General features: G+C 38.6%; 24 protein-coding genes. 2 read left to right on the forward strand and 22 right to left on the reverse strand.

The window, feature by feature from the left end; translation table 11 throughout:
• Positions 1–18 precede the first annotated feature (18 nt).
• Entirely contained in the window at positions 19–2,262 is a 2,244-nt protein-coding gene (locus I6E82_RS05355; RefSeq protein WP_197117025.1) for a carbohydrate binding family 9 domain-containing protein, read from the reverse strand.
• Between the two features lie 136 nt (positions 2,263–2,398).
• Positions 2,399–2,722 (reverse strand): ferredoxin FdxA, encoded by a 324-nt coding sequence (gene fdxA, locus I6E82_RS05360; RefSeq protein WP_002958626.1) that lies wholly within the window; start codon positions 2,720–2,722, stop codon positions 2,399–2,401.
• Between the two features lie 194 nt (positions 2,723–2,916).
• On the opposite strand from fdxA, the gene I6E82_RS05365 reads away from it, so the two are divergent.
• Together I6E82_RS05365 and I6E82_RS05370 are read left to right on the forward strand one after the other, a co-directional pair.
• The gene (locus tag I6E82_RS05365) at positions 2,917–4,524 is read left to right on the forward strand and encodes an NAD(P)/FAD-dependent oxidoreductase (RefSeq protein WP_197113067.1); all 1,608 of its coding nucleotides are present in this window, start codon (positions 2,917–2,919) and stop codon (positions 4,522–4,524) included.
• Positions 4,525–4,619: 95 nt separating this feature from the next.
• Positions 4,620–6,119 carry an amidase family protein gene (locus I6E82_RS05370; protein WP_165725458.1) on the forward strand — a complete coding sequence of 500 codons (1,500 nt, stop codon included), beginning with the start codon at positions 4,620–4,622 and terminating at the stop codon, positions 6,117–6,119.
• Positions 6,120–6,151: 32 nt separating this feature from the next.
• On the opposite strand, the gene I6E82_RS05375 is transcribed toward I6E82_RS05370, so the two are convergent.
• The 20 genes from I6E82_RS05375 to I6E82_RS05470 all read right to left on the reverse strand — a co-directional run bounded on the left by I6E82_RS05375 (position 6,152) and on the right by I6E82_RS05470 (position 23,664).
• Positions 6,152–7,456, reverse strand: a complete 1,305-nt coding sequence (locus tag I6E82_RS05375) for a DEAD/DEAH box helicase (RefSeq protein WP_002958629.1) — start codon at positions 7,454–7,456, stop codon at positions 6,152–6,154.
• 90 nt (positions 7,457–7,546) lie between these two features.
• Positions 7,547–8,776 carry a beta-ketoacyl-ACP synthase gene (locus tag I6E82_RS05380; protein ID WP_197117312.1) on the reverse strand — a complete coding sequence of 410 codons (1,230 nt, stop codon included), beginning with the start codon at positions 8,774–8,776 and terminating at the stop codon, positions 7,547–7,549.
• Positions 8,776–9,501 (reverse strand): 3-oxoacyl-ACP reductase FabG, encoded by a 726-nt coding sequence (fabG, locus tag I6E82_RS05385; protein WP_007580797.1) that lies wholly within the window; start codon positions 9,499–9,501, stop codon positions 8,776–8,778. Before fabG ends, I6E82_RS05380 begins: the two co-directional genes overlap by 1 nt.
• On the reverse strand, positions 9,498–9,953 hold the full coding sequence (locus tag I6E82_RS05390; protein WP_197117027.1) for an ApeP family dehydratase: 456 nt from the start codon (positions 9,951–9,953) through the stop codon (positions 9,498–9,500). Before I6E82_RS05390 ends, fabG begins: the two co-directional genes overlap by 4 nt.
• Complete coding sequence (locus I6E82_RS05395) at positions 9,946–11,115, reverse strand: beta-ketoacyl-ACP synthase (protein WP_197117029.1); 1,170 nt, start codon at positions 11,113–11,115, stop codon at positions 9,946–9,948. The genes I6E82_RS05390 and I6E82_RS05395 overlap by 8 nt, the downstream gene beginning before the upstream one ends.
• Positions 11,112–11,672, reverse strand: a complete 561-nt coding sequence (locus tag I6E82_RS05400; RefSeq protein ID WP_024593016.1) for a DUF3261 domain-containing protein — start codon at positions 11,670–11,672, stop codon at positions 11,112–11,114. The genes I6E82_RS05395 and I6E82_RS05400 overlap by 4 nt, the downstream gene beginning before the upstream one ends.
• Positions 11,660–12,898, reverse strand: a complete 1,239-nt coding sequence (locus I6E82_RS05405; RefSeq protein WP_197117031.1) for an NAD(P)/FAD-dependent oxidoreductase — start codon at positions 12,896–12,898, stop codon at positions 11,660–11,662. The genes I6E82_RS05400 and I6E82_RS05405 overlap by 13 nt, the downstream gene beginning before the upstream one ends.
• 1 nt (position 12,899) lies before the next feature.
• Positions 12,900–15,140, reverse strand: coding sequence for an MMPL family transporter (locus tag I6E82_RS05410; RefSeq protein ID WP_197117033.1), 2,241 nt, complete (start codon positions 15,138–15,140; stop codon positions 12,900–12,902).
• A gap of 46 nt (positions 15,141–15,186) precedes the next feature.
• A complete protein-coding gene (locus I6E82_RS05415) occupies positions 15,187–15,696 on the reverse strand; it encodes an outer membrane lipoprotein carrier protein LolA (protein WP_197117035.1) in 510 nt (169 codons plus the stop codon).
• Between the two features lie 23 nt (positions 15,697–15,719).
• On the reverse strand, positions 15,720–16,148 hold the full coding sequence (locus I6E82_RS05420) for an acyl-CoA thioesterase (protein WP_007580812.1): 429 nt from the start codon (positions 16,146–16,148) through the stop codon (positions 15,720–15,722).
• Complete coding sequence (locus I6E82_RS05425) at positions 16,141–17,685, reverse strand: HAL/PAL/TAL family ammonia-lyase (RefSeq protein WP_197117037.1); 1,545 nt, start codon at positions 17,683–17,685, stop codon at positions 16,141–16,143. Before I6E82_RS05425 ends, I6E82_RS05420 begins: the two co-directional genes overlap by 8 nt.
• Entirely contained in the window at positions 17,678–18,646 is a 969-nt protein-coding gene (locus I6E82_RS05430) for an LpxL/LpxP family acyltransferase (protein ID WP_197117039.1), read from the reverse strand. Before I6E82_RS05430 ends, I6E82_RS05425 begins: the two co-directional genes overlap by 8 nt.
• The gene (locus I6E82_RS05435; RefSeq protein WP_007580819.1) at positions 18,636–19,385 is read right to left on the reverse strand and encodes a glycosyltransferase family 2 protein; all 750 of its coding nucleotides are present in this window, start codon (positions 19,383–19,385) and stop codon (positions 18,636–18,638) included. The genes I6E82_RS05430 and I6E82_RS05435 overlap by 11 nt, the downstream gene beginning before the upstream one ends.
• Positions 19,378–19,743 (reverse strand): ApeI family dehydratase, encoded by a 366-nt coding sequence (locus I6E82_RS05440; RefSeq protein ID WP_197117043.1) that lies wholly within the window; start codon positions 19,741–19,743, stop codon positions 19,378–19,380. The genes I6E82_RS05435 and I6E82_RS05440 overlap by 8 nt, the downstream gene beginning before the upstream one ends.
• Positions 19,727–21,091 carry an AMP-binding protein gene (locus I6E82_RS05445; protein WP_197117045.1) on the reverse strand — a complete coding sequence of 455 codons (1,365 nt, stop codon included), beginning with the start codon at positions 21,089–21,091 and terminating at the stop codon, positions 19,727–19,729. Before I6E82_RS05445 ends, I6E82_RS05440 begins: the two co-directional genes overlap by 17 nt.
• Complete coding sequence (locus I6E82_RS05450; protein ID WP_197117047.1) at positions 21,084–21,650, reverse strand: hypothetical protein; 567 nt, start codon at positions 21,648–21,650, stop codon at positions 21,084–21,086. Before I6E82_RS05450 ends, I6E82_RS05445 begins: the two co-directional genes overlap by 8 nt.
• A gap of 4 nt (positions 21,651–21,654) precedes the next feature.
• A complete protein-coding gene (locus tag I6E82_RS05455) occupies positions 21,655–21,900 on the reverse strand; it encodes an acyl carrier protein (RefSeq protein WP_002958648.1) in 246 nt (81 codons plus the stop codon).
• A 21-nt stretch (positions 21,901–21,921) separates the two neighbouring features.
• Positions 21,922–22,179 (reverse strand): phosphopantetheine-binding protein, encoded by a 258-nt coding sequence (locus tag I6E82_RS05460; protein ID WP_007580830.1) that lies wholly within the window; start codon positions 22,177–22,179, stop codon positions 21,922–21,924.
• The gene (locus I6E82_RS05465; RefSeq protein ID WP_197117314.1) at positions 22,176–22,958 is read right to left on the reverse strand and encodes a lysophospholipid acyltransferase family protein; all 783 of its coding nucleotides are present in this window, start codon (positions 22,956–22,958) and stop codon (positions 22,176–22,178) included. Before I6E82_RS05465 ends, I6E82_RS05460 begins: the two co-directional genes overlap by 4 nt.
• A complete protein-coding gene (locus tag I6E82_RS05470) occupies positions 22,951–23,664 on the reverse strand; it encodes a beta-ketoacyl synthase chain length factor (RefSeq protein ID WP_197117049.1) in 714 nt (237 codons plus the stop codon). The genes I6E82_RS05465 and I6E82_RS05470 overlap by 8 nt, the downstream gene beginning before the upstream one ends.
• Positions 23,665–23,739: the final 75 nt, after the last annotated feature.

Consider the following 23,739-nt stretch of genomic DNA (forward strand, 5'->3'; position numbering starts at 1 on the left):
CTTTTTTATTTTTAATATTTAAAGCTGCCATGCATAGCTAACTTTTGTAAAAAATGTACGCTGATCTCGCTCAATATTTTTAAGAGAATCGTCTTGGTAACCTCTATCTGAGTAACCCAAATAAAACAGTGTTTGTGCATTAATTTTATATGAGTAAACAAGCTGGCTGCCGTAGTCTTTATTGATTTGACTAACTTGATAAAAGTAGGCGTTTTCGTCTCTATCAATATCTTCAAATTGTAAAATTAATTTAAGAATTGAACGCATGCTAAATTTATAATGAAGTCTAAAGTCGACCAAGTTAGCAGTAAACACCCGCTTCCCTTGCGGGTTGTCTAATTGACTGTAGTTATGCTTTACATCGAGTTGCCAATGGTCGTTAATGTCCCAAACCACTTGGGTTTGAGTGTCAAACGCATCGCCTAATTGCTCATTTGCATAATCAATGCGGCTAGCGTATTCAATATATAACGAAAGCTTTAAATCTTTAGTGGGTTTAAAGCCCGTATAAATAAAACCAATATTTTGATTATAAAAATTGTCGTTATAGTTTTCATAACGGTGCACTAAACCAATTTCAAAAATAGATTGTTTTTGGCCTTTAAAGCTTAAAAAGCCTTCGTATTCGTCTTCAAGTAAGTCGCCGTTTTGCGCCCACGTTTTATCCCAGTCAGCTTCGTATGACCATGAGGTAAGTAAATCAGATTCATCTCTGTACCATGTTTGTCCGCCACCAAAGCCTACTTTTTCATAATCAACTTTAGCTTGATAACCTAAATCGGTGCGGTAGTCCTGCCCAATATTTTCATAAGATGCAAATAATTTGTAATCACGTTTATCGCGGGTAAGTTCCAGGGCATATGCTTCATCTGACTGAGTTTCAGATAAGTTATAATTTTGAATTAAAAATTCAGAGTTACGTGTATCAGCAGATGATACTTGATACAAAAGAGTATCCGATTGATTAAACCAGTAGCTACCATCCACTGATAATACAGTGTTGTGATAGTCATCACTTTCTCTGTGCGTGCTTGAAAGGCCAATAGTACCCTGCTGACCTAGGTCATATTGATAACGCCCTGCGGCTGCATTCGTTTTTTCGTTTAAGCTTGCAAAGCCAGAGCCCTGATTCGTTGGCAGTAAAATATTACTATTGTCGTCATCAGCGAGCATTAGCGCATAACTATGATCACCCGTTTTACCCGTTAATTTTGCACCTAAAGTAGGCTCTGCAATTGTACGTGTATATAAAAGCTCAAATAAGCTGCTTTTAAAGTAAGAAGCTCCATCTAAAAAGAAAGGACGTTTTTCAGCGTAATAAATTGAAAAGGTTGTATTTACATCAAGCTCTAAAGAGTCAGTTTCTACTTGCGAAAAATCAGGATTAATTGTCGCGTTTAAAACAGCATCTTTTGTTAAACCCCAGCGTAAATCTAAGCCCACTTCAGTATCTATATCACCCTTATCCCAATCGCCTGGCAACGCAGATTTATTATCGTTACGAAGTGTGGTTAATGTAGGTGTTAATTGGATATTTTTACTTGATTCAATGTCACTAAATCCAACTAACTTATCAAACTGACAAAGGCTACATTTTATATTTCTATCAAATCCCATATTTGATAGCTGATATAAAACATCACGTTGGTAGTTTCTCATTACTGAAAAACCCCACGTTAGCTCTTTTTTATTTTCAGGAAAGCGCAGTGCCTTAAAAGGAATACGCATTTCAACAACGTAACCTTTCTCGTTAATTTGTCCCGCGCTATCCCAAATAGCATTCCATGAGGTATCTGAGCTCCATCCATCGGTGTCGGTCATTCGTATATCGCCTTGTGCACCAAGGGGATTTACATGAAATTCATAACCACTGCGTTCATCATTAAATGTATCAATAACAAGAATGACTACGTCGTCTTCCCATAGCGTATCGCGATCACGAAGTGATGCACGAATTTGTTCAGGGTTTGGATCCTCTGCAATGAAGGCAACATATAAGTTTGTGCCATCTTCGTAAATAAAGGCATCAGTTTTTACAGGAGGTGTGCCTTTTTCGTTAGGCTCATCTTGGTAGAGTAGAGGTATACGTGTCGCATTTTGCCAGTGCACTTCATCCATAACACCATCAATAGTGATATTTGAATCAATACGAGATAAGGATACTTGCTGTTTACTAGCCGCTACATCAAGGCTTGAGAGTAATAAAACGAAACTTAAAAATAGGAAGGTAAACTTTTTTATTATAATTATAAAGTACTGCATAAACATCCATTTAGACTGTAATTACTCATAGGGAGTAACTTAAGCTGGGGATTGTAATTTATCCAGGTACATTTGTTAATACTTTGAAATAAAAAATTAACTATTTAATGATAAAGGAGTAACTAATTGTTACGTATTATGTTTCGAGTAGTTTAAGTTTATCGTCTATGCCATTCCATACATCAGCGTCCTCTGGTGCAGGTTTAACCTCTGTAATGCGCGGCCAGACCAGTGCAAGTTCAGCATTCAATTCAGTAAACTCTTTTTGAGATTCTGGTAATTCATCTTCTTGGTATATAGCATCAGCTGAACACTCAGGGACACATAAACCACAATCGATACAATCAATCGGGCTAATTGCTAAAAAATTAGGGCCTTCAAAAAATGCATCTGCTGGGCACACTGATACGCAATCGGTGTACTTACATTTTATACAATTTTCGGTGACTACAAACGCCATACTATTTTAATACCTAAGATTTTAAACAACAGTTGTGGATCATACCCATCCACTCCAAAAATACAATAAATAAGTGCCATATCACCCTATTTTAACGTAAAATACGCGCCTTATGTTTGCACACCCGTTGTGCCCTGCATCCCCTTATTGTGAGCGGTAATAATACCCCGCTATGACACCTAAAAGAGATATAAATGATACGTTTAACCGAAATAAAGCTGCCACTTGATCATGACGAAGATGCAATTGGTCAAGCAATTGTAAATAAACTAAAAATCCAACCAGAACAATTGCACAGTTTTAATGTGTTTAAGCGTGGTTATGATGCACGTAAAAAATCAGCTATTTTACTGATTTATACACTCGATATAGAAGTAGATAACGAAGCTGAGCTACTCGCGGCATTTGAAAAAGACCAACATGTAAAAGTAGCGCCAGACACAAACTATAAATTTGTAGCCCAAGCCAGCGAAAATATAACAGAGCGCCCTGTTGTGATTGGTTTTGGCCCTTGTGGTTTATTTGCAGGCTTATTACTTGCTCAAATGGGCTTTAATCCCATTATATTAGAGCGCGGTAAAGAGGTACGTGAACGTACAAAAGACACGTTCGGCTTTTGGCGTAAACGCACACTTAATACCGAATCAAATGTACAATTTGGTGAAGGTGGCGCAGGTACATTCTCAGACGGTAAGTTATACAGCCAAGTAAAGGATCCAAAACATTACGGTCGTAAAGTCATTACTGAATTTGTAGAAGCTGGCGCACCCGATGAAATTTTATACGTAAGTAAGCCACACATTGGTACGTTTAAACTTGTCACCATGATTGAAAAAATGCGCGCTCGTATAATAGAACTCGGCGGCGAAATTCGCTTTAGCACACGTGTTGACGATATTCATTTAGACGACGGGCAAGTAACAGGTTTAACGCTTTCAAATGGCGAGCAACTAAACACTCGCCATGTTGTATTAGCCGTTGGTCACAGCGCACGCGACACGTTTGATATGATCCACAAAAAGGGGATTTATGTTGAAGCAAAGCCATTCTCAGTCGGTTTTAGAATCGAACATAAACAATCAATGATCGATGAATGTCGTTTTGGTACAAATGCAGGAAACCCAATTTTAGGCTCTGCCGATTATAAACTTGTTCATCATTGCGACAATGGCCGCACAGTTTACAGCTTTTGTATGTGCCCAGGTGGCACAGTAGTCGCTGCAACCTCTGAAGAGGGCCGCGTTGTTACCAACGGTATGAGCCAATATTCACGCAGTGAGCGCAACGCTAACAGCGCTATTGTGGTAGGCATATCACCGGAGCAAGATTTCCCAGGTAATCCACTTGCCGGAATAGACTTACAACGTAAACTTGAAGAGCAAGCGTATGAGCTTGGTGGTAGCAACTACGATGCACCAGCCCAGTTAATTGGCGACTTTTTGAAAGGTAAATCATCAGAAAACTTAGGTGAAGTACAACCCTCTTACACACCCGGTATTAAGTTAACCGACTTGAGTAAAGTGCTACCACAATTTGCAATTGATGCTCTTCGCGAAGCGATACCAGCGTTTAATAAACAAATTCGTGGTTTTTCAACTAACGACGGTTTATTAACCGGCGTTGAAACACGTACTTCGTCGCCTATTAGTATTAAGCGTGATAAAACATTCCAAAGTATTAACACCAAAGGGCTTTACCCTGCAGGTGAAGGCGCAGGCTACGCTGGCGGTATTTTATCAGCGGGTATTGATGGTATTAAAGCGGCTGAAGCGGTCGCACTGTCTATGTTAGAAAACGCTTAAACCTCTTTTTTAAGCCGTTTATCGAAAAGCCTCACTTTGTGAGGCTTTTTTGTGCTAAATGTATAGAAAATAATAACACCTCAAGCACCTCAACAATGATCAAAACATTTACCTTTTCGTTGCTTAGTGTATTAGCAATTTTTAACGCTAAAGCACAAGAGCTAAAAACCATCGATGAAATTCACAGTGCATATAAAAATAATTCTATTAATGCACAGCAACTCACCCAAAATTATATAGACCGAATTAATAAACTTAATCCACACTATAATGCGGTTATTAGTTTAGAGCCTACAGCTATTGCTCAAGCTAAAACGTTAGATGAACTTGCCGCCAAAGGCACGTGGGCAGGTCCGTTACACGGCATACCTGTACTTCTTAAAGATAATATAGAAACTAAAGGTACACTTCCCACAACGGCTGGCTCTTTAGCACTTAAAAATAACGTTACTGATAATGATGCTTTTGTTGTTAAACAACTTCGTAATGCGGGCGCTATAATTTTAGGTAAAGCTAATTTAAGTGAGTGGGCAAATTTTCGTTCATCCTATTCATCTTCAGGCTGGAGTGCCGTAGGCGGACAAACACATAATGCGCACGATGTAACACGTAACCCATGTGGTTCTAGCGCAGGTTCTGCTGTTGCGGTAGCACTTAACTTTGCGCCTATAGCATTAGGGACTGAAACAGACGGTTCAATTACGTGCCCTGCCTCAGTAAATGGAGTTTATGCAATAAAACCAAGTATGGGCCAAGTATCACGCTCAGGTGTTGTGCCTCTTTCAAGTAGCCAAGATTCAGTAGGGCCGATGGCGCATTCTCTTAAAGATTCGCTGCTGGTTTTATCTGTTTTGCAAGGTGAAGACTCCCTTGATGCAACAACTACAGGGTTTGAATTAAAAACAGGTAATATAAAACTAAAATCGACACTTATTATTGGTGCACTGCCTAGCGACAAATTTACAGTTGAAACGCAGCGCCTTTATGCCAAGCAGTTACAAGCATTAAAACAGGCTGGACACACTGTTATTAATGTAGATATTACTGATAACTTAGATACGCTATTTGTTGATGAATACTATATTTTACTTTATGACTTCAAAGCCGAAATTAATCATTACCTCGCAAACACTCCAACACAAGTGGCTGTTAAAAGCCTAAAAGCACTTATTAATTTTAATATTCAAAATAAAAAAACAGAAATGCCCCACTTTGAGCAAGACATCCTAGTTCAATCGCAGGCTATTGATTTAACTAACAAACAAAAATACCAGGAGACTAAAGAACGCTATCGCACTTTAGCAACGACAGCCATTGTTAATGTATACAAAAACAACAAGCTTGATATTGTTATAGCGCCTACAGTATCCCCCGCCTGGAAAACTGACTTAGTTAATGGTGATAATTTTAATGGCAGTAGTAGTTCGTTATCTGCTATTGCTGGCACAACGCACATAACCCTACCGGTCGGAAAAGTAAGTGGTTTACCGGTTGGTTTGTCCATAATAGCAAATAAAGAGGACGAGCAAGCGGCTTATTTATACGCAAATATTATTGATGAGGTGTTATCACCAGGCACAAAAAAACCTGAGTAAACTCAGGTTTTTTTTAAACTAAACGGCGTTAACTATGACTTTTTAAGTGACAGTTTTTCGCCTTTTAAGCTTTTACGAACGCTTGAAATACGTGAGCGATTTACTGCTCTCGCTTCACCGGTTGCTTGTCCTGATAACTTGTTAGAACGTGTACGGCGTAAATGCGCTGGCTTTTTACCAATTTTATCAATTAGCACTTCGCGATTACTTACTTCGTAACCTTCTAAATATACACGTTTGATTTTTTGACCGATTAACGTTTCAATTTCAAATAATGTATTTTCTTCTTCGCGGCTAACAAATGAGATTGCTTGGCCTTGGCGACCAGCACGACCTGTACGGCCAATACGGTGAACGTAATCTTCTGCAAGCCATGGTAAATCAATATTAATTACACGAGGTAAGCCATCAATATCAATACCACGAGCAGCCACTTCTGTAGCCACTAATACACGTACCTTGCCTTCTTTAAATTCACGTAAAGCACGACGACGGTTACCTTGAGATTTATCACCGTGGCAAACGCCTGCCGGAATACCATCAAGGTTAAGCTCTTTAACAAGCTCATCAGCTGTTTCTTTCATGTTTACGAAGACAAGCACTTGTTGCCAGTTTTTCTTACCAATCAATTCAGAAAGTAGCTCTTGCTTACGACGTTCTTCAACTGGGTAAACAACATGCTCAACGGTGCTTGCTGTACTGTTAGTTTGATCAACACGCACTATTTCAGCTTGTTTCAATACTTTAGATGCAAATTGTTTAATTGCTGCAGGGAATGTAGCAGAGAAAAGTAAAATCTGGCGCTCTTCTGCACAGCTTTTAATAACGTTTTGCATATCTTCAATAAAGCCCATATCAAGCATACGGTCAGCTTCATCAAGAACAAGGTGCTTAACACTTGCAAGGCTTAAGTTACCTAAACGAATATGATCAAATAAACGACCTGGCGTTGCAACAACAATATCTACACCTTCTTTTAAAGCATTTGCTTGGCCGGCAGTGCTAACACCACCAAATAAGCTAACGACTTTAAGTGATGTATGCTTTGCAAAATCTCTAAAATTATTTGCAATTTGTTCTGCAAGTTCACGCGTTGGAGCAAGTACTAATGCATGAGGTGCATTAGTTGTGCTGAGTTCAGACTCAACCAATTTTTGGATGATAGGTAAAGCAAACGCGGCAGTTTTGCCGGTACCAGTTTGTGCACTGGCTAAAACGTCTTTACCTTTACGGACAGCAGGAATTGCTGCGCGCTGAATGGGCGTAAGGGTGTGATAGTTAAGTTCGTCCAACGCCTGGATGATTTCAGGAGCGAAACTAAAAGATTTAAAATTCATGCTGTATAACCTACGGCCACATTATCAAGGGTCGCAAATTATACAGTAAAAACGAGCTAACAGTTAGTCATAACTTATCTTTTAACGTGTTTAATCTACTTTATAGCGTTTAAATATTAAAGAGGTGTTAATACCACCAAACGCAAAGTTATTACTCATCACGTAATCGGTATTAATCTCACGCCCTTGATGCCTTATGTAATCAAGCTGAGCACATTCGTCATCAACGTTATCTAAATTAATTGTTGGTGCAAACCAGTTATCAGCCATCATATTAATGCTTGCCCATGCTTCTATTGCACCACAAGCACCTAATGTATGCCCCAAATAACTTTTTAACGAGCTAATAGGTTTGCTGCCCAATGCTTTAAACGTTGCGTGAGACTCGGCAATATCACCTTTATCTGTTGATGTACCATGAGCATTAACGTAACCAATTTTTTCTGGTTCTAAATTGGCATCTTGCAGTGCCATTTCTATCGCTAGTTGCATTGTTTTTGATGTTGGTTGAGTAACGTGCTGTCCATCAGAATTACAACCAAAACCAACCACCTCAGCTAATATTGTTGCTCCGCGCGCTTTTGCATGTTCGTATTCTTCTAAAATAAGTGTACCCGCGCCTTCGCCTATCACTAAGCCATCGCGATTTTTATCAAAAGGTCTTGGTGTTTGTTTTGGTGTTTCATTTTTTGTAGATGTTGCATAAAGCGTATCAAATACTGCAGCCTCTGTGATGCATAATTCCTCTGCTCCACCAGCCACCATTATTTTTTGTCGGCCAAACTTAATCGCTTCATAGGCGAAGCCTATTCCTTGAGATCCCGATGTACAAGCAGAGCTTGTTGTTATAACACGCCCTTTTAAACCAAAAAACACACCAACATTTACAGGGGCAGTATGCGCCATCATTTTAATGTAACTCGTGGCTGTTACACCTGACATCGACCCCGTTTCCATCATATTTGCAAAGGCGAGTAATGGCTCAGTAGAGCCAGTAGATGAGCCATACGCTATACCCGTAGAGCCATCTGTTAGACTTTCGTGCTCGAGTAGTTTGGCTTGTTCAAGTGCGCATTCAGTAGCACGAGTTGACATAAGTGACACTCGCCCCATTGAACGGATTTGTTTTCGTTTGTAATGACTTGGTCGCTCAAAGTGTTTAACTGGCGCGGCTAAACGAGTATTGAGGTCGTCAGCTATATCCCACTCTGGCATAGTAACAACAGCATTTTCGCCTTTAATTAAGGCTTGTTTGAATTCAGTCCAATCAGCGCCCAATGCAGTGACCACCGACATCCCTGTTACAACAACGCGTTTAATCAAACCATGCCACCATTAACCGAAATTACTTGGCGTGTTATGTAAGCTGCATCATCAGACATTAAAAAAGCGACTGTTCCCGCAACTTCTTTAACGCTCCCCATGCGTTTAAGGGGTATCATTTTCATCATTTCATCAATAGGTAATTCATCAGTCATCGCGGTTTCTATTAAACCAGGTGCCACACAATTAACTGTGATTTTGCGTTTTGCCAATTCTAATGCAAGTGCTTTAGTGGCCCCAATAATACCGGCTTTTGCTGCACTATAATTTACTTGTCCTCGGTTACCTGCAATACCTGACACCGATGACATTGTAATTATTCGCCCACCTTTACGGCTTTGTACCATAGGCATTACAGTTGGGTGTACTACATTATAAAACCCATCAAGGCCTGTACGTATTACACAATCCCAGTCTTCCCCTTGCATAGCAGGAAATGCCATATCGTTAGTAATACCTGCATTACACACCACGCCATAATAAGCGCCATGCTGAGCTATATCTTCTATTATTTGTGCTTTGGCCTGCTCTCTGTCACATACATCAAATTGTAATAAACTGGTGGCTCTACCTAATGCATTAATTTCATCGCATGTTGCTTGAGCTTGCTCAACACCCGCTCTGCAATGTACTGCAATATCAAACCCTTGCTCAGCAAGTTTTAACGCAATAGCTTTACCAATACCACGGCTTGAACCCGTAACTAAAATTCTTTTTGTCATTGATTTTCTCTTATAAATTCCAACGGGTTTTCAGGCTGAAATACATTAATTTTTGCTTGGCAAAGTAGAGTTTCACACACGAGTATTTGGCATTCAAATACACCTAAACCTGACTCTTCTTGATATAGCTTTTTCACTTCAATAGTCAGCTTACTGCCGTTTTTAAAACACGGTTGATAAGTTTGATACTTTCGCGTGCCAATTAAAAAACCAATTTTTACAGGTTTATTTTCATCATTCGCTAACGCACCAGCGTAAGCGGCAATAGACTGCGCCATGTACTCAACACCAATATAGCTAGGTACGCCGTTAATTGCAGGACTAAAAAAAGGGCTTTGCTCAGAGATAGTAACGCCGCATTGAGCTTCATCTTCGCTGTGTGTTAAAAGGCTATCTATTAAAATCATAGGCGCATCATGCGGGACTACTTGCTCTATAGGGTAATTAGTCAACGTTAACTCCCAATATTAAGCTGGCATTATTACCGCCAAACGCAAATGAATTAGATAAGCAGTATTTAAGAGCGGGCTTAAACGCTTGTTTTATTATTTTTATATCAGCCAAATCACTGCCTTCTTTAATCGCGTTATACGGCAGCATATGTTGGCCGCTGTCTTTTAATAATAACCAACATATACCGGCTTCAATGGCACCTGCAGCACCAAGAGTATGCCCTGTTAAATGCTTACTTGAGCTAAGCGGGGTATTGTTGCCAAACACGCGATTAATTGCAAGTGCTTCCATTTCGTCATTTTTTACAGTAGCCGTACCGTGAGCGTTAATATAATCAATATCACCACAGGATAACTTTGCGCTTTTTAGTGCTTTTTCCATTGAGGCTTGGGCGCCCATCCCATTAGGATCGGGGGCTGACATATGATGCGCATCTGAGCTTTCGCCACTGCCTAGTAACATAACGCCGTTATTTGCTATTGGCTTATTTTTAGTCATTACAAATAAAGCGGCCCCTTCACCAATATTAATGCCGTCTCTGGTGCTAGAAAAAGGCTGGCATAAACCCGAGCTTAAAGAAGCGAGCGAGTCAAAGCCATTAATTGTTAATTGGCACAAACTATCCGCACCACCACAAATTACCACATCGGCTAAATCAGCATTTAGCAAAGCTCGGGCGCTAATTAACGCTTTGCTACTCGACGTGCACGCAGTAGAAATACTGTAACAAGGCCCTAGAGCCCCTATTTTATGTGCAATATAATGAGCGGGTGTTGCTAGCTCTTGATCACTGTAACTAAAGTCATCAGGCCAGAGTTTTGTACTTTCATAGCTTTTACGCGCTCTTTCGCCATCATGAATACCTGATGTACTAGTACCCATTACAATTGCGATACGCGACTTATCAATATGCGAAAGTTTATCTAAGGTTGGCTTAATCTGCTCTAAAGCTAGATCAATAAATGTATTGATACGTTTATTATTTGATAAAGCAATAGACTGAACTTGCCCGACATACAGCGGAGTTTGCTCAGCACTTAAACTTTTATTTAAAGTTAATAAAGGAGTTGCAGGGTTATATTTATTTAAGCTTGTTGTGGTTGCATCTTGGCCTATGCCCATCGCACTCACAATGCCTAAATCATTCAGCCAATATGTCACTGTTCTACCTTTTTAAATGTTATTTGATACTGATGTAAAATATTGTTCAACGTTGTCGACTCATCACTATAGTCAATGGTGATAAATGTACCCTCATCGTTAAATACTTCCCGATTAGAGCCAACCTGCTCTATTAAAGCACCCTCTAACTGCTTTTGTAAAAATGCTACTGGCCAATGTACTAATGCAATATCCGCTAAAATATAATGAGGGTCTATCCCTTCTACCGCCAGCATATTTCGTGTTTTTACTGGGCCATTTAAAGGCTTTTCAAGCTCCATAATTGGAAAGCCTTGCACTGTCATTAACAATAACTTAATTGCACCTTTGTCATTTATAGCTAATTGGGCAAATACAGTGTGTGTGTTTTGCTGATTCGTAATATACAAAACATGCTGCCAAGACTTATCAAACATTTGTGCTGGCACGCTATTAATATTTAATTGAATATTAGGTGATAGATACACTCTATTTTTAGATGCTGTAAAACTCGTACATGCGCTCAATACAGCAAATATAAATACACTACACACCGCATACTTAATTAATTTTGACATAACTGAGCCAACACATTTAAACGGCGTTCACTTTGTGCAACAAATGGGTTATTTGTATCCCATGCGTAGCCCGCTAAAATAGCACTAATCATTTCTCGCACCTGAGTATTTTGTTCAGAGTAAAATATCACATCCTGAAAACGCGTATCGTACCACCCTGTTACAAATGTTCTAAAACAATCGACTCCAGCTTGTAATGGCTGTGCGTAGTGAGCGTCAAAATCGACGACTTCGTTTTTTAAATAGCGATCAACAAGTGGGGCAACTAAATTTGCAGATTTGAGTGCAATTGTTACACCTGATGAAAATACCGGGTCTAAAAATTCCCCCGCATTACCCAATAAAGCAAAGTGCTTACCATATAACTTACTCACATTTGCCGAGTAGCCTTTTATATTTTTTGCTGGAGTTAATAACTCACGCTGTGCTAACAGTGTTTTTAAATAAGGGTCTTGCTCTATAAATTGATTTAGTAAATCGCTAGATTCATCATCATTAAAACGCTCTGACTGCGCCACAACCCCAATACTCGCAGTACCATCACTAAAGGGAATAAGCCAATACCACACGTCAAAATATTGAGGGTGTACGGTAATCAAAATTTTATTTCGATCGAAGCTTGTATCACTAATATTGTCTTTAAAGTGACTAAAATAAGCGCTTCGAACAGGAAAGTTAGAAGGAAGCTCTAAATCTAACAATTTTGGTAATACACGCCCAAAGCCACTTGCGTCCAATACAAATCGGGCATTAACGCGATAAGCTTGCTGCTGCTCATTGTGTACCACTAATGATGCACCATTTGGCTCATCACAGTAGTCAACCACCGTGTGCTTATATCTGATTTCTACGCCTTGTCCTTGTGCTTTGTCTGCTAATAATTTGTCAAAGTCGGCTCTTTTCACTTGATACGTAGTGCCTGGGCCTTTAGTAAATTTTTCAGTGAAATTTATAGTTGTATTTTGCCCTGCCCGATGAAAAGCAGCGCCATCTTTAAACTGAAAACCTAAAGCCGCTGCATTGTTATGTAGTGTATCGATTAAGCCCGCGTCTTCTAAGTACGCCATACATTGCGGCAGTAAGCTTTCACCAATTGAAAAACGTGGAAACGCCTGCTGTTCAAGTACCAGTACCCGCCATCCCTTTTGAACTAAAAGACTACTAGCCAATGCACCAGAAGGCCCAGCGCCAATAACAACAACATCGTACTGCTCAAGGTTATTCAAATTATTGTTCCTTTTGAGGCTTTAAAACACTCAGCGGTGATAAAAAGTAAATAGCTAAAATCCCTACCATTACACTCAGCCCAAAGCTAAAAATAGCCGGTGTATCAGATGCACTCAACATGCCAAATACCCACATTGATGACGCAGCCGATAAGCTAATCGCTAACACATTTTTGGGCTCTAACTTATTTATTTGATAAAAAACGAGGTAATCAATTGCTAAGGCAATAACAAGTAACGCACCGAGTAAATTAAATAACGACAAGCTACCTTGAATCGCATTACATACCCAAAGCATGCTCAACACCACAACAGATAAAATGGTCACCTGCAGCAGCGCTATCTTAATCGTAAATCGCCAACTAAAAAGCAGCCAACTAATAAAACCCGCAAGCACTAGGCTTAATAGTAAATATTCACGGTAATCACTTAATAAAGCACTAATTTGTTTAGGTTTATTATAAAGGTAAATTCCATTGTTTTTTTCAACCTCATTAATTAGTTGATCAGATGAAATACCCGAAATAGACATCCACGTTATCGATTGTTCTGACTCAACAACCATTTGAGAAAGCAGTAATGGTTTAAATGTACTCGTGGCGAGTGTTTCATAAGTTAATAACGGTGCCTTTGTACTTACTAACGCTTGCCCTGTAACGCGCTCTGCAATATCCAAAGTTCCTTTGTTTTTAGCCTGTTCAAACAAGGCTTGGTTATCCCTCTGCTTTTGTAAACTAGGCAACCAATGGCTAATGCTATTATGTTTAAAATTAGGGTTTAGTTGGGTTAAGCGTTTTAAAAACTGTTCTTGCTTTTGTAATAGCGCTTCGTCGCTATCTGCAAACATAAAAACAATTTGGGTGTCCCATTGCCCAAGTAATAACAAATGCTTTTTTTCATTTAGCATTAAATGTTCGGAGCTTGCATTTAATAGCTTTACATCATCATTAAAGCTAATAGGTTTTATTAAAAATAACGCACTTATAAGGACTAATAACGTAATGAGTATTGGTTTTTTTAAACTATTGCAGTATAAAAAAACCTTAATGAGCTTTTGACTCATCAATAAACTCGAAGGCGATAACCTGAGTGTAGATTGCCACAATGGCAAAACTAAAACTGTAAATAGCCAAGCACTCACTAAACCCGCAATAACAAACACACCAACTTGAGATAATAACGTTAGTGGTGCACCTAGTAAGCAGCAATAACCCAACGTAGTCGTAATAAGAGATAGTAAAAGCGCAGATTGAGTCCCTTTGCTGTAGCCTTTTTCATGCTCTTTTTTGGCTAAGTCAGTCATACCATGAAATGCATAATCAATGGCAATACCAATCAAGGTAACTGCAAAAACAAGCGTTAATAAATGAATAGTCTTAAACAGCAACACCATAGCGATAGCGCCGCCAATAAGTGCACTCAGTACGGTAAAGCTTGCTAATAAAATACTGTTTAAACGCCTAAACACCCAAAATACCATAGCAATAAGGGCTAATAAGCTAATGCCACCAAACAGGCTCATCTCGTATTTAGCTTGTTTAGCATTTTCAGCCGTATGAAATAGCACACCAGAGTAAGTAATGCTTAAATCAGGGTAGGTTTTATTAAGTATATTGATCTGTTTAATTATCGAGCCAGCTAAATCAATTGATTTATTAACCCCTAAATTTTCAGGCGCTAAGTTTGCCAAAATGACACGGTATTCAACGCCTTTTAAACGTCGAGTTAAACGACCTTGTTCAAGCGTAAACAATTGGCTTTGTTTTAAGTTATCTTCTATAAATGCCGCTAAGCTCAAACTTGTATCTTTGCTTAAGGTAGCACTTACAAATGGGTTGCCTAACTGATTTAATTGCTCAAGGTAATAATGTTCAAACGTTGTTTTTTTGCTTAATGTTTGCTTGTAAGTATCACTTAATAACGCATGTTTGAAAGGTGAGAATGTTTGCGCTAAATCGTTAACGGACGGAAAGTTAAATGTGCTTTTAATTGCATTATCGTCGAGCCATTTTTGGAAATCATCAAATGCTTTATTTTTATTATTTCCTGCAAACGAGAACATAATACGGTTAGCATTTTGCTGAAAAAAAACATCTTCCGCATGTGCAATTTGGGAGTGCGACTTTGGCAATAAGCTAAACATATCGGCGCTAAACGTTGGTTTAGACAGCCAAAAAGCTGCAGCAAAAAGTAAAATTAAACTGCTAAACCACCCTACAATAACGGTAATTCGTTTTGTCACTGCACTATTCCCTTAATTAACCACTGCATTATTTAAAAACATAATTTTATTTGGAATAAGTAAACTCAATTTTTGTGTTATTTCCTGAGTGCTCATTTAGTGTAATACTGCTCACTTGCTTAGCAGTTTCACATAAAATAAAATCACTAAATAATTGCTTTAGCATAGCTTCTTTTGGTATTAACTGTGTGCAACTGTCTTGCATTTTAGCAATGTCAAAACGTGTTTCCAGCGCACTCATATTTACGCTAAGTAAGTCACTCAGTAATCCTACAAATTGCTCGCTACCGGGTTGTGGTATTAACTCACCATTGACATTTTGTGCAAGCACTTTGCCGTTTTCTATTATGAGCATACTCTCAACAGGCATTTTCACTTGCCAAATTAGCTTTTCGTCAATTAACGAAAAAACACCCGACGAAATAAAAGGCTTAGCAAATCCATTAAATTGCTTATATTGCTTAAACTCACCTTTAATAACTGCTGCATTTACTACAGAGCAAAACAGTAAAAAGCTAATGGCTATGCTCAATGTAAAACATTTTAAAAAATTCATTTAATCGCCTATAAAATAAAAATTTAATTCAAAACCGCTTTTAACTTATTAAATAAAATAGCGGGTGATTCAAATTGCATTTCTTTGGAGCTAACCTCAACCGCAACTTGCGTGGTTGAGGCTTTAGTAAGGCGCTTATTAGTTAGCGAGTCAGTGATTACATAATCAATCCGTAGTCTATTCTCGTATTCTTTTAAATAAGCCGCTACTTTAATTTTTTGAGTAAATACTGCTGAGGCGACATACTTTATTTGCATATCAACAATAGGCCACGCGTAGCCCGATTCATGCATTTGTGGGTAATCATAATCAAATAAACGCAGTAACTCGCAGCGCGCTACTTCTAAGTAACGTGGGTAGTTACCATGCCATACAACATTCATTGGATCGCAGTCATGAAATGGAATTTCAATTTCTACAACATGCGTTAATAATGCACCTTTACTATTCATACAACGCCCAACGTTTAGTTTGAATATACCCTATTGTTTGCCTTAGCACGGCTTCCATTGGTCTATCCTCAGTGAGGTTTTCAAAGTAATCAGTTATATCGGTATACATGTTTTGCATATCTTGCGTTAAAGTCGAAAACTCAAGATCGCCTTGTTTTATACGCAATCTAACACCTTGAATACTGGCTAATAACGTACTTGCTAACACTTGTTCTGTTAGCTGTAAAATACGTAAACAATCGCGAGACGCAATAGTTCCCATACTCACTTTATCTTGATTATGACACTCCGTAGAGCGAGAAAAAACGCTGGCCGGCATGGTTAGCTTTAATGCTTCAGCAGTGTAAGCACTACAGCCAATTTGAACCGCTTTAAAACCATGATTAATATAACGGCGCTCTGGTGCACTATCAGACAAGTTTGAAGGTAGCCCATTGTTGTACTTAGTATCAACCAAAGACGCGATTTGTCTGTCGGCTAAATCAGCAAGATTTGCAACGGCTGTTTTCATGCTATCCATTGCCATTGCAATGTGGCCTCCGTAAAAATGCCCGCCGTGCAATACATGCTCACCTTGACCGTCAATTATTGGGTTATCGTTTGCTGAGTTAAGCTCGTTTTCTATCATGTGCCTAAAAAACGGCAGACTGTCTTGCAGCACACCAATAACATGGGGTGCACAACGGATTGAATACCTATCTTGAAGTCTGTCTGCATTACGAGGGTGATCGTGATGGTTTAAATCTTCTCTTATCCAACGAGCAATTTGTTGCTGCCCAGGATGTGGCTTAACTGAAAATAATATCTCATCAAAATGATGGCTATTTCCTTTAAGCGCTAAGCTTGATAATGCAGTAATACGGCTTGCCAGTTTAGCTAAGTAATTAGCCCTATCAAACGCTAAACACGCTAATGCAGTCATTACCGCTGTGCCATTCATAACGGCAAGACCTTCTTTTGGCCTTAGTGTTAGTGGTTCTAAGCCAACTTCTTTCATAACTGCTGCACTGTTACGTACTTGGTCTTTGTAAAACACGTCACGCTCGCCTACCATCGCACCTGCAACGTAAGATAACGGTGTTAAATCGCCACTGGCACCTACTGACCCTTCTTGTGGGATCACAGGCACTATATCGTTATTTAAGTAATCTTTAAGTAGGTGCAGCATTTCCCAGCTAATACCAGAGTAGCCCTGTGAAAGTGATGTTAAGCGGGTTGCTAAAATTGCACGCCCTTGCACTTTATTAAATACATCCCCGAGTCCACAGCCGTGAAAGCGAGTTAAATGCAGAGGTAATTCATCAACTAAATCAAGGGGTACAGCCACCGTTACAGAATCACCGTAACCAGTAGTAACGCCGTAAATTACGCCATCTTCTTTTAAAAGTGTGTCTAAAAAACGCAAAGCGCTATTAATTTTAACGCTAAAAGTTTCACAGCTATTTAATTGCACTTGTGTTTCATTAAAGGCAACTCGAACAATATCTTCAATTGATAATCGCTGATTGCCAAAAAGCTGTATATTTTGTTCAGTCACACTTGTTCTCCATTGATTGATCGCGCACTACCTGCTGATCACTTTTCCAAAAATCGTAAAAATTAAACCACTGATAAGGATATAAAGCTGCGTAATAACTCAAACGCTGTGCATAGTCAGTAATAATAAGTGTTAGCGCCTGCTGTCGCTCTCGTCGAGGCATTTTTAATGATTGGCTGTAATGTTCAAATATCACTTGATACTTTTTGCTTTTTTTATCTTTTAAACAAAACAAAAAGTAAACAGGGCAATCAAGCAGCGCGGCTAATATAAAAGGCCCCTGTGAAAATGGGGCATTTTTGCCTAAAAATGGTACCTGTACCGACCGAGAAGCCGTTGTTGTGCTTGTTCTGTCGCCAACAATAACGATTATTTCTCCCTGCTCTACTTTTTCTTTTAGTAAAATAGCTAAGTCAGGCCCCATATCAGTCACTTGTATTAAATTAACCGACACATCTGGGTTAATCTTTTTAAGCATTTTATTAAATTCAACAGCGTGATGGGTAAACACCAGTACATTTATTTTTTTACTGCTGCGGTGCTGGCTAAGTGCCCTGCACACCTCTAAATTACCCAAGTGGGAACCTATAAAAATAGCCCCTTGATTTTGCTCATCTAGCTCAGCAAATAAATGCTCATTAGTGTATTTAATATCACGTTGGGTTATTCGCCCAAGCCAAGCATCAATTTTATCTAATGCGCTATCTGCAAAACTACAAAAGTGCGTTAATTGCATTTTAAACGTAACAGGTTGTTTGCGGCCTTGGTAAACATTAACTTGCTCTAAAAACGCTTTAGATGCTACACGCGCTACTTTTCCTGTTAAAAAAAGATAAAAAACGACAGGAAACAAAACAATCCACAGCCCTTTTCTACCCAGTAATTTATGAGCAAATAACAGTATTTGAATACCTAAGAAATTACCGCGCTCTTGCATTTTAGACCAGTGTTTAGCGGCCATAACGCCTCTTTAATTTATGCCAAATTAACACAGGAGAGCGAATCAACATTCCAAAAAACAAGCGGGTGTGTAACCACGAAATACGCACGTTGTCGTGTAATGGCTGAAAATGAGAAAGCCCATTTTCGGGGTAAATTACTTGGCTAGGTAAAAATACAAAAGGCACATTGCGCCAATATAAACGTACTAAAATTTCGGGGTCAAAATCCATGCGTTTTCCAAGCGATACCTCATCAATTAGCTTTGTACTTTGCTCAAGCGGATACACTCTAAAGCCACACATTGAATCTACAATTGTAAAACTTAACGTTTCAATCCATACCCAAACATGCGTTAAATAACGTGCTAAATAACGGTGTTTAGGCACTGAATCGTCATATATTGGGCAACAGCTTATAAGCGCTTTAGGCTGAGCGTTTGAAAGCGCTATTAGTTTTTTAATATCAGATAAGTCATGCTGACCATCAGCATCAACCTGTATCGCATGCGAAAAACCTAGCTTATGCGCCTGCTTTAAGCCTGTCTGTACCGCGCCGCCTTTACCTTGATTATCGTCGTGGGCAACTACACTCAACTGCGCGTATTTTGCATCAAGCTTACTGAACACATTTTTAGCTTCGACGTTGCTTGCGTCATCAACCATAATAATAGGAAGATTAAATGACGATAATTGGCTCAGTACATCATCAATAACCGTAATGTGATTATAATTTGGGATAACAATACAAAAGTTATTCATTTATCAGGCTATCAAAAACAACACGGCCAGATGCATGCTGTCCTTTATTTGAATTATACGAAAAGGTATATTTATTCTCTGCTTTTTGCTCTAGCAATAATTCGATTGTTATACCTGGGGTAATCACTACCTGAAATTTTAATACTTCAACATTTTTAACAGATTGCTGAACATTATAATATTTACAAATTGCAGCCATAGCCCAGTCTAATTGCACAACACCTGCGAGTATTGGGCCATCCGTAAAATGTCCTTTGAAATAATCTAAATCATGAGGAACTAGTAAGCTTAATTTATACTTTTGCTCTGCTTTTTCACAAGATAGTAAATCAGGCTGTGTTTTAGTCAACTTTTGCAAAAAGACTCTCCAATGCTTTTAAATTTAACTTTGCCTGTGAGTTGTATGGTAATTGATCTACAAAACGCCACTTTTTAGGGATACAAATTCGCTCAAAGCGCGCTAATGCATGCGCTTTTAATAAATTATTTGTAGCTAACTTACCGTCACCATTAAAAAATATCTGCCCTTTATGCGTAAGCACAACAATAGCGCCTACAATTAACCGCTCACCAGGCAAGGCGATTACTTTAGCTTCACTTACCCACTCACTAGTACACAAATGTTGTTCTAGCTCATCTAAACTTAATCGTTTTTCTTCTAATTTTATAATTCGATCGAATCGGCCTAATAATCTAAATTGACCATTTTTAAGTACTTCGCCTCTATCATCTAAAGGGTAATTTTTGTCGCGAACGAGCGGTGAGTTTAAAATTAAACGCTGATCGTCCAAAGCCCGTACTTTAATACCCGAAAAAGGCTGCCAAAGGCTAACCTTTTCAAGTGAAGTAACTTGTCGATATGCGATACCACCGGTTTCGGTACTACCAAAAACTTGTGTAACTGGTTTATTTAATTGCGTAAACAACGATACAGCATCTTCGTTTAATAGCGGTCCACCTGATGAGAAAATCCATTGTAAATGAGACTTATCATCCACTAAAACATTATCAATACATAACCGTTTTAACTGCGCTGGGCTTGAAACAAACACTACTTTTTTAAATAACTTGAGCTTTGTAGCTATATGTTCTGGGTAATGCAATAGCTCTGTATTTACAACCTTTCCTGCACGTAATGGCCACAATAATCTAAACAATAAGCCGTATATATGCTGATGCGAAACACTCGCTATAAAAATAGGATTATCAATCAGTGCGTAGCTATTAATTAATGTACTTAATTCTTTATTTATTACCTGCCACGTTTTTACAATTGGCTTTGCTTTACCCGACGAGCCCGACGTGTAAAAAACAATTGTGCCTTCTTGAGGCCATTTAATTGTTTCAATAGATACAAAGTGAGGTTGATTGACTAAGGTGCCTATATCTAAAAAATCAGCCTCTAAATCGGCTACTAATTCAGACTCACCAATAAAAAAAGGTGTTTGTTTAAGCAAGGAGTTTAACGTTGCAGGTTGCCCATTAGGCGGCAAAATCACTGTGTTTCCGTGTAGTGCCAAAGCAAATAAGTACACGGCAAATTTGTAGGTGTCTGTGGTGTATAAAACAACCGATGATTTAGCATTTAACGTTGATAGCTTTGCTAAAACTGCGTTTATATCACTAACAAACTGACGCTCCGAAATATCATTATCAGTATGATTAAAACATGTTCTTATCGCATTACTTTGAAAAGCATTAAACACCGGCGTCCCTTTTTACTTTTTGTCTGACTAGCCACTCTATAGCAAACAATGTGCCCATAGCTAAGTAAGCAATAAAACCATTATAAAAAGCCCAGGTTTCTAGGCTACTAAAAATACTGGTGTACAGGGCAATACCACCGTTTAATACAAAAAAAACACACCACACTAGCGTTACTTTTTTTGTATAAATTACACCGTTTTCATCAAGTGAGGGCTCAGTAATGCGCGCAAAGGTTTCAATAATAGAAGGCCCTTTATACAAAGAATACGCAAACACAACTAACATAACTAAATTAATGATTACGGGATACAAACGCAGCCCTAAGTCGCTATCCATTACCTTGGAAATCAAAATAGTAATGGCTGCTAAAAATGTAGCGGGCTTTAACCACGGCATTTTATCAAACAAGGCTCTGCTTAACCAAAGTCTAAGCCCGAGTAAAAATAGCAGTAATACTGTAATAATCTGACTATTAAAACGCGTAAGGCCTACGTACACAATAATAGGGTAGCAAGCCAAGCAAATCATAATTAACGTTGTTAAAACTACTTTTAACATAGTATTAGTTAACTAACTTTTCTATTTCGGTGACTATGTCTTGCACTGTGCGCACAAGCTTAAAGGCATCAGGCTCAATTTTTTTACCTGTGATTTCTCTTAATTTCACAACTAAGTCAACTGCATCAATACTGTCTAAATCAAGATCTTGGTACAGGTTAGCCTCTAAGCTAATATCTTCTGGGTCTATTTCAAATTCGTTTTCTAAAATGCCGTGTAATACATCATAAATTTCAGCAGCGGTTTTCATCTTTCTTCCTACTTTTATATATTAAGAACGTGCTTGTTCAATAAATTTTGCTAAAGAATTAACTGAGGCAAAGTGCGCTTTAGTTTGATCAGAGTTTGCATCTATTTTTACATCAAATTGCTTCTTTATCGCAAGACCAAGCTCTAATGCATCTATGCTGTCTAGTCCTAGGCCATCTACAAATAAAGCGTCATCATCTTGTATGTCAGCAGTGGTCATGTCTTCAAGGTCAAGGCTTGAGATAATCAGTTGTTTTATTTGTTCTTTTAATTCGCTCATATATTTTTTAGCTCTTGTGTAAAATAATGTTGTAAATCTTTAGTCAATTGGCGTGATTGCATCGCAGGCATATCGCTGTCGTACGTTGCACAATTAAACTGCTGGCTCGCAAGCCCCATTGTAAAATGCGCCTGATATGGCGCGACCTTATACCAAGGTGTGCCTTTGGTTAAAGTGTTTGGCTTCATTTTAATTAAAAAAGTAGTAATGGGCGCATGACATCTAATTGCAATATTTGCAGCGCCCCGCTTAAACTTTAATGTTTTGTGAGGCTCTGTCCGTGTCCCTTCAGGAAATACAATTAAGTTATTACCCTTTTGCAAACTGCGCTCACACTCTCGTAATAGCTCCTGCGGATCGTCATTACTTATATAGCCGGTGCTTTTAATAACGCCGCGCATAAAAGGATTTTTAAATAAATGTGCCTTTACTACGCAATCTGCATTTTTTACTACCGAAATTAAAACAACAACATCAATTAAAGAAGGATGGTTTGCTAATATCAGTTGCCCTTTTAAGCCTTCAATTTTTGCTTTATCGTTAACATGAAATCGAATAACGCCCGTTACATGCATTAAACTAACAAACAATTTGAAGCTGTAATGTACTGTTTTTCGAGCCTTAATCTTTTGTTTAACTGAGTCACTTTGAAATAGGCGCTGAGCAGGAAAAACAATAAAGGCTAATACTAAACCACCAACCCCAAAAACTGAAAAGCAAAATGCAGTAGCAATAATCCGCCAAATCAACCCACATAACCTTTGTACATTTTTAAGCATGGTATGTAAGCTGCCAATCGTGCTCAAGCGTGTTATGAACAAGTAATATATTGCTTCGCTCATACAAAGCTTTAGCGCATTGAATACTCATTGGTAAGTCGCTTTTTTCCATGCCCGTATTAAATACTTTGTTTAAACTAAAATGGGGTTCGCCTTTTTGCGGCGCTCTTATTATTAAACCAATAGAGTGTGCTATTTGCTGTTCATCGGCGTACTGAGCGTAAATATCGGGGAGAGTCTCATCGGTATGAACTATTAACATGTGTTGCTGATCTTTATCAGCAAGTCTTACAAAGCCATCTACGAGTGCATAAATAAAGCTTTCGGCTCCTGCAGCTATAGCATTTGTAGCACTTGTATTACCCTGTATTATCCCAAAAAGTCCCGATGCGGCATTATGCACACTTAACCCAAAACCAGTGGGCGACAGTGGCTGATCATTTACTACATCAATAAGTAAGTTAGACGTTTTGTGAAAATCACCGTGGCGAGAAGAAAAAACACTCGGTAAATTAACATAGTTACCTTGAGTGCTTACTTGATGAGCACTAAAGAGTGCCATTTTAATAAAGGAAGTCATTCGGCGTCGCTGCATAGCAGGCACCCAACTAAGATTTAATACGGAGGAATCAAACCAATTACTCTCTTTTATTTGTCGCTGTTCGGGCTTTATCCATATAGCGAGTTCTTCAACAACAAATTTCACAGCTCTGCATATTTTATAAGATATAAGGGAAAGAATTTTACCGATTTTAGCAATAGAAGTAAATAATCATTAACA

Origin of the sequence: Pseudoalteromonas sp. NZS11 (assembly GCF_015864765.1) — a bacterium.
Lineage (GTDB): Bacteria > Pseudomonadota > Gammaproteobacteria > Enterobacterales > Alteromonadaceae > Pseudoalteromonas > Pseudoalteromonas arctica.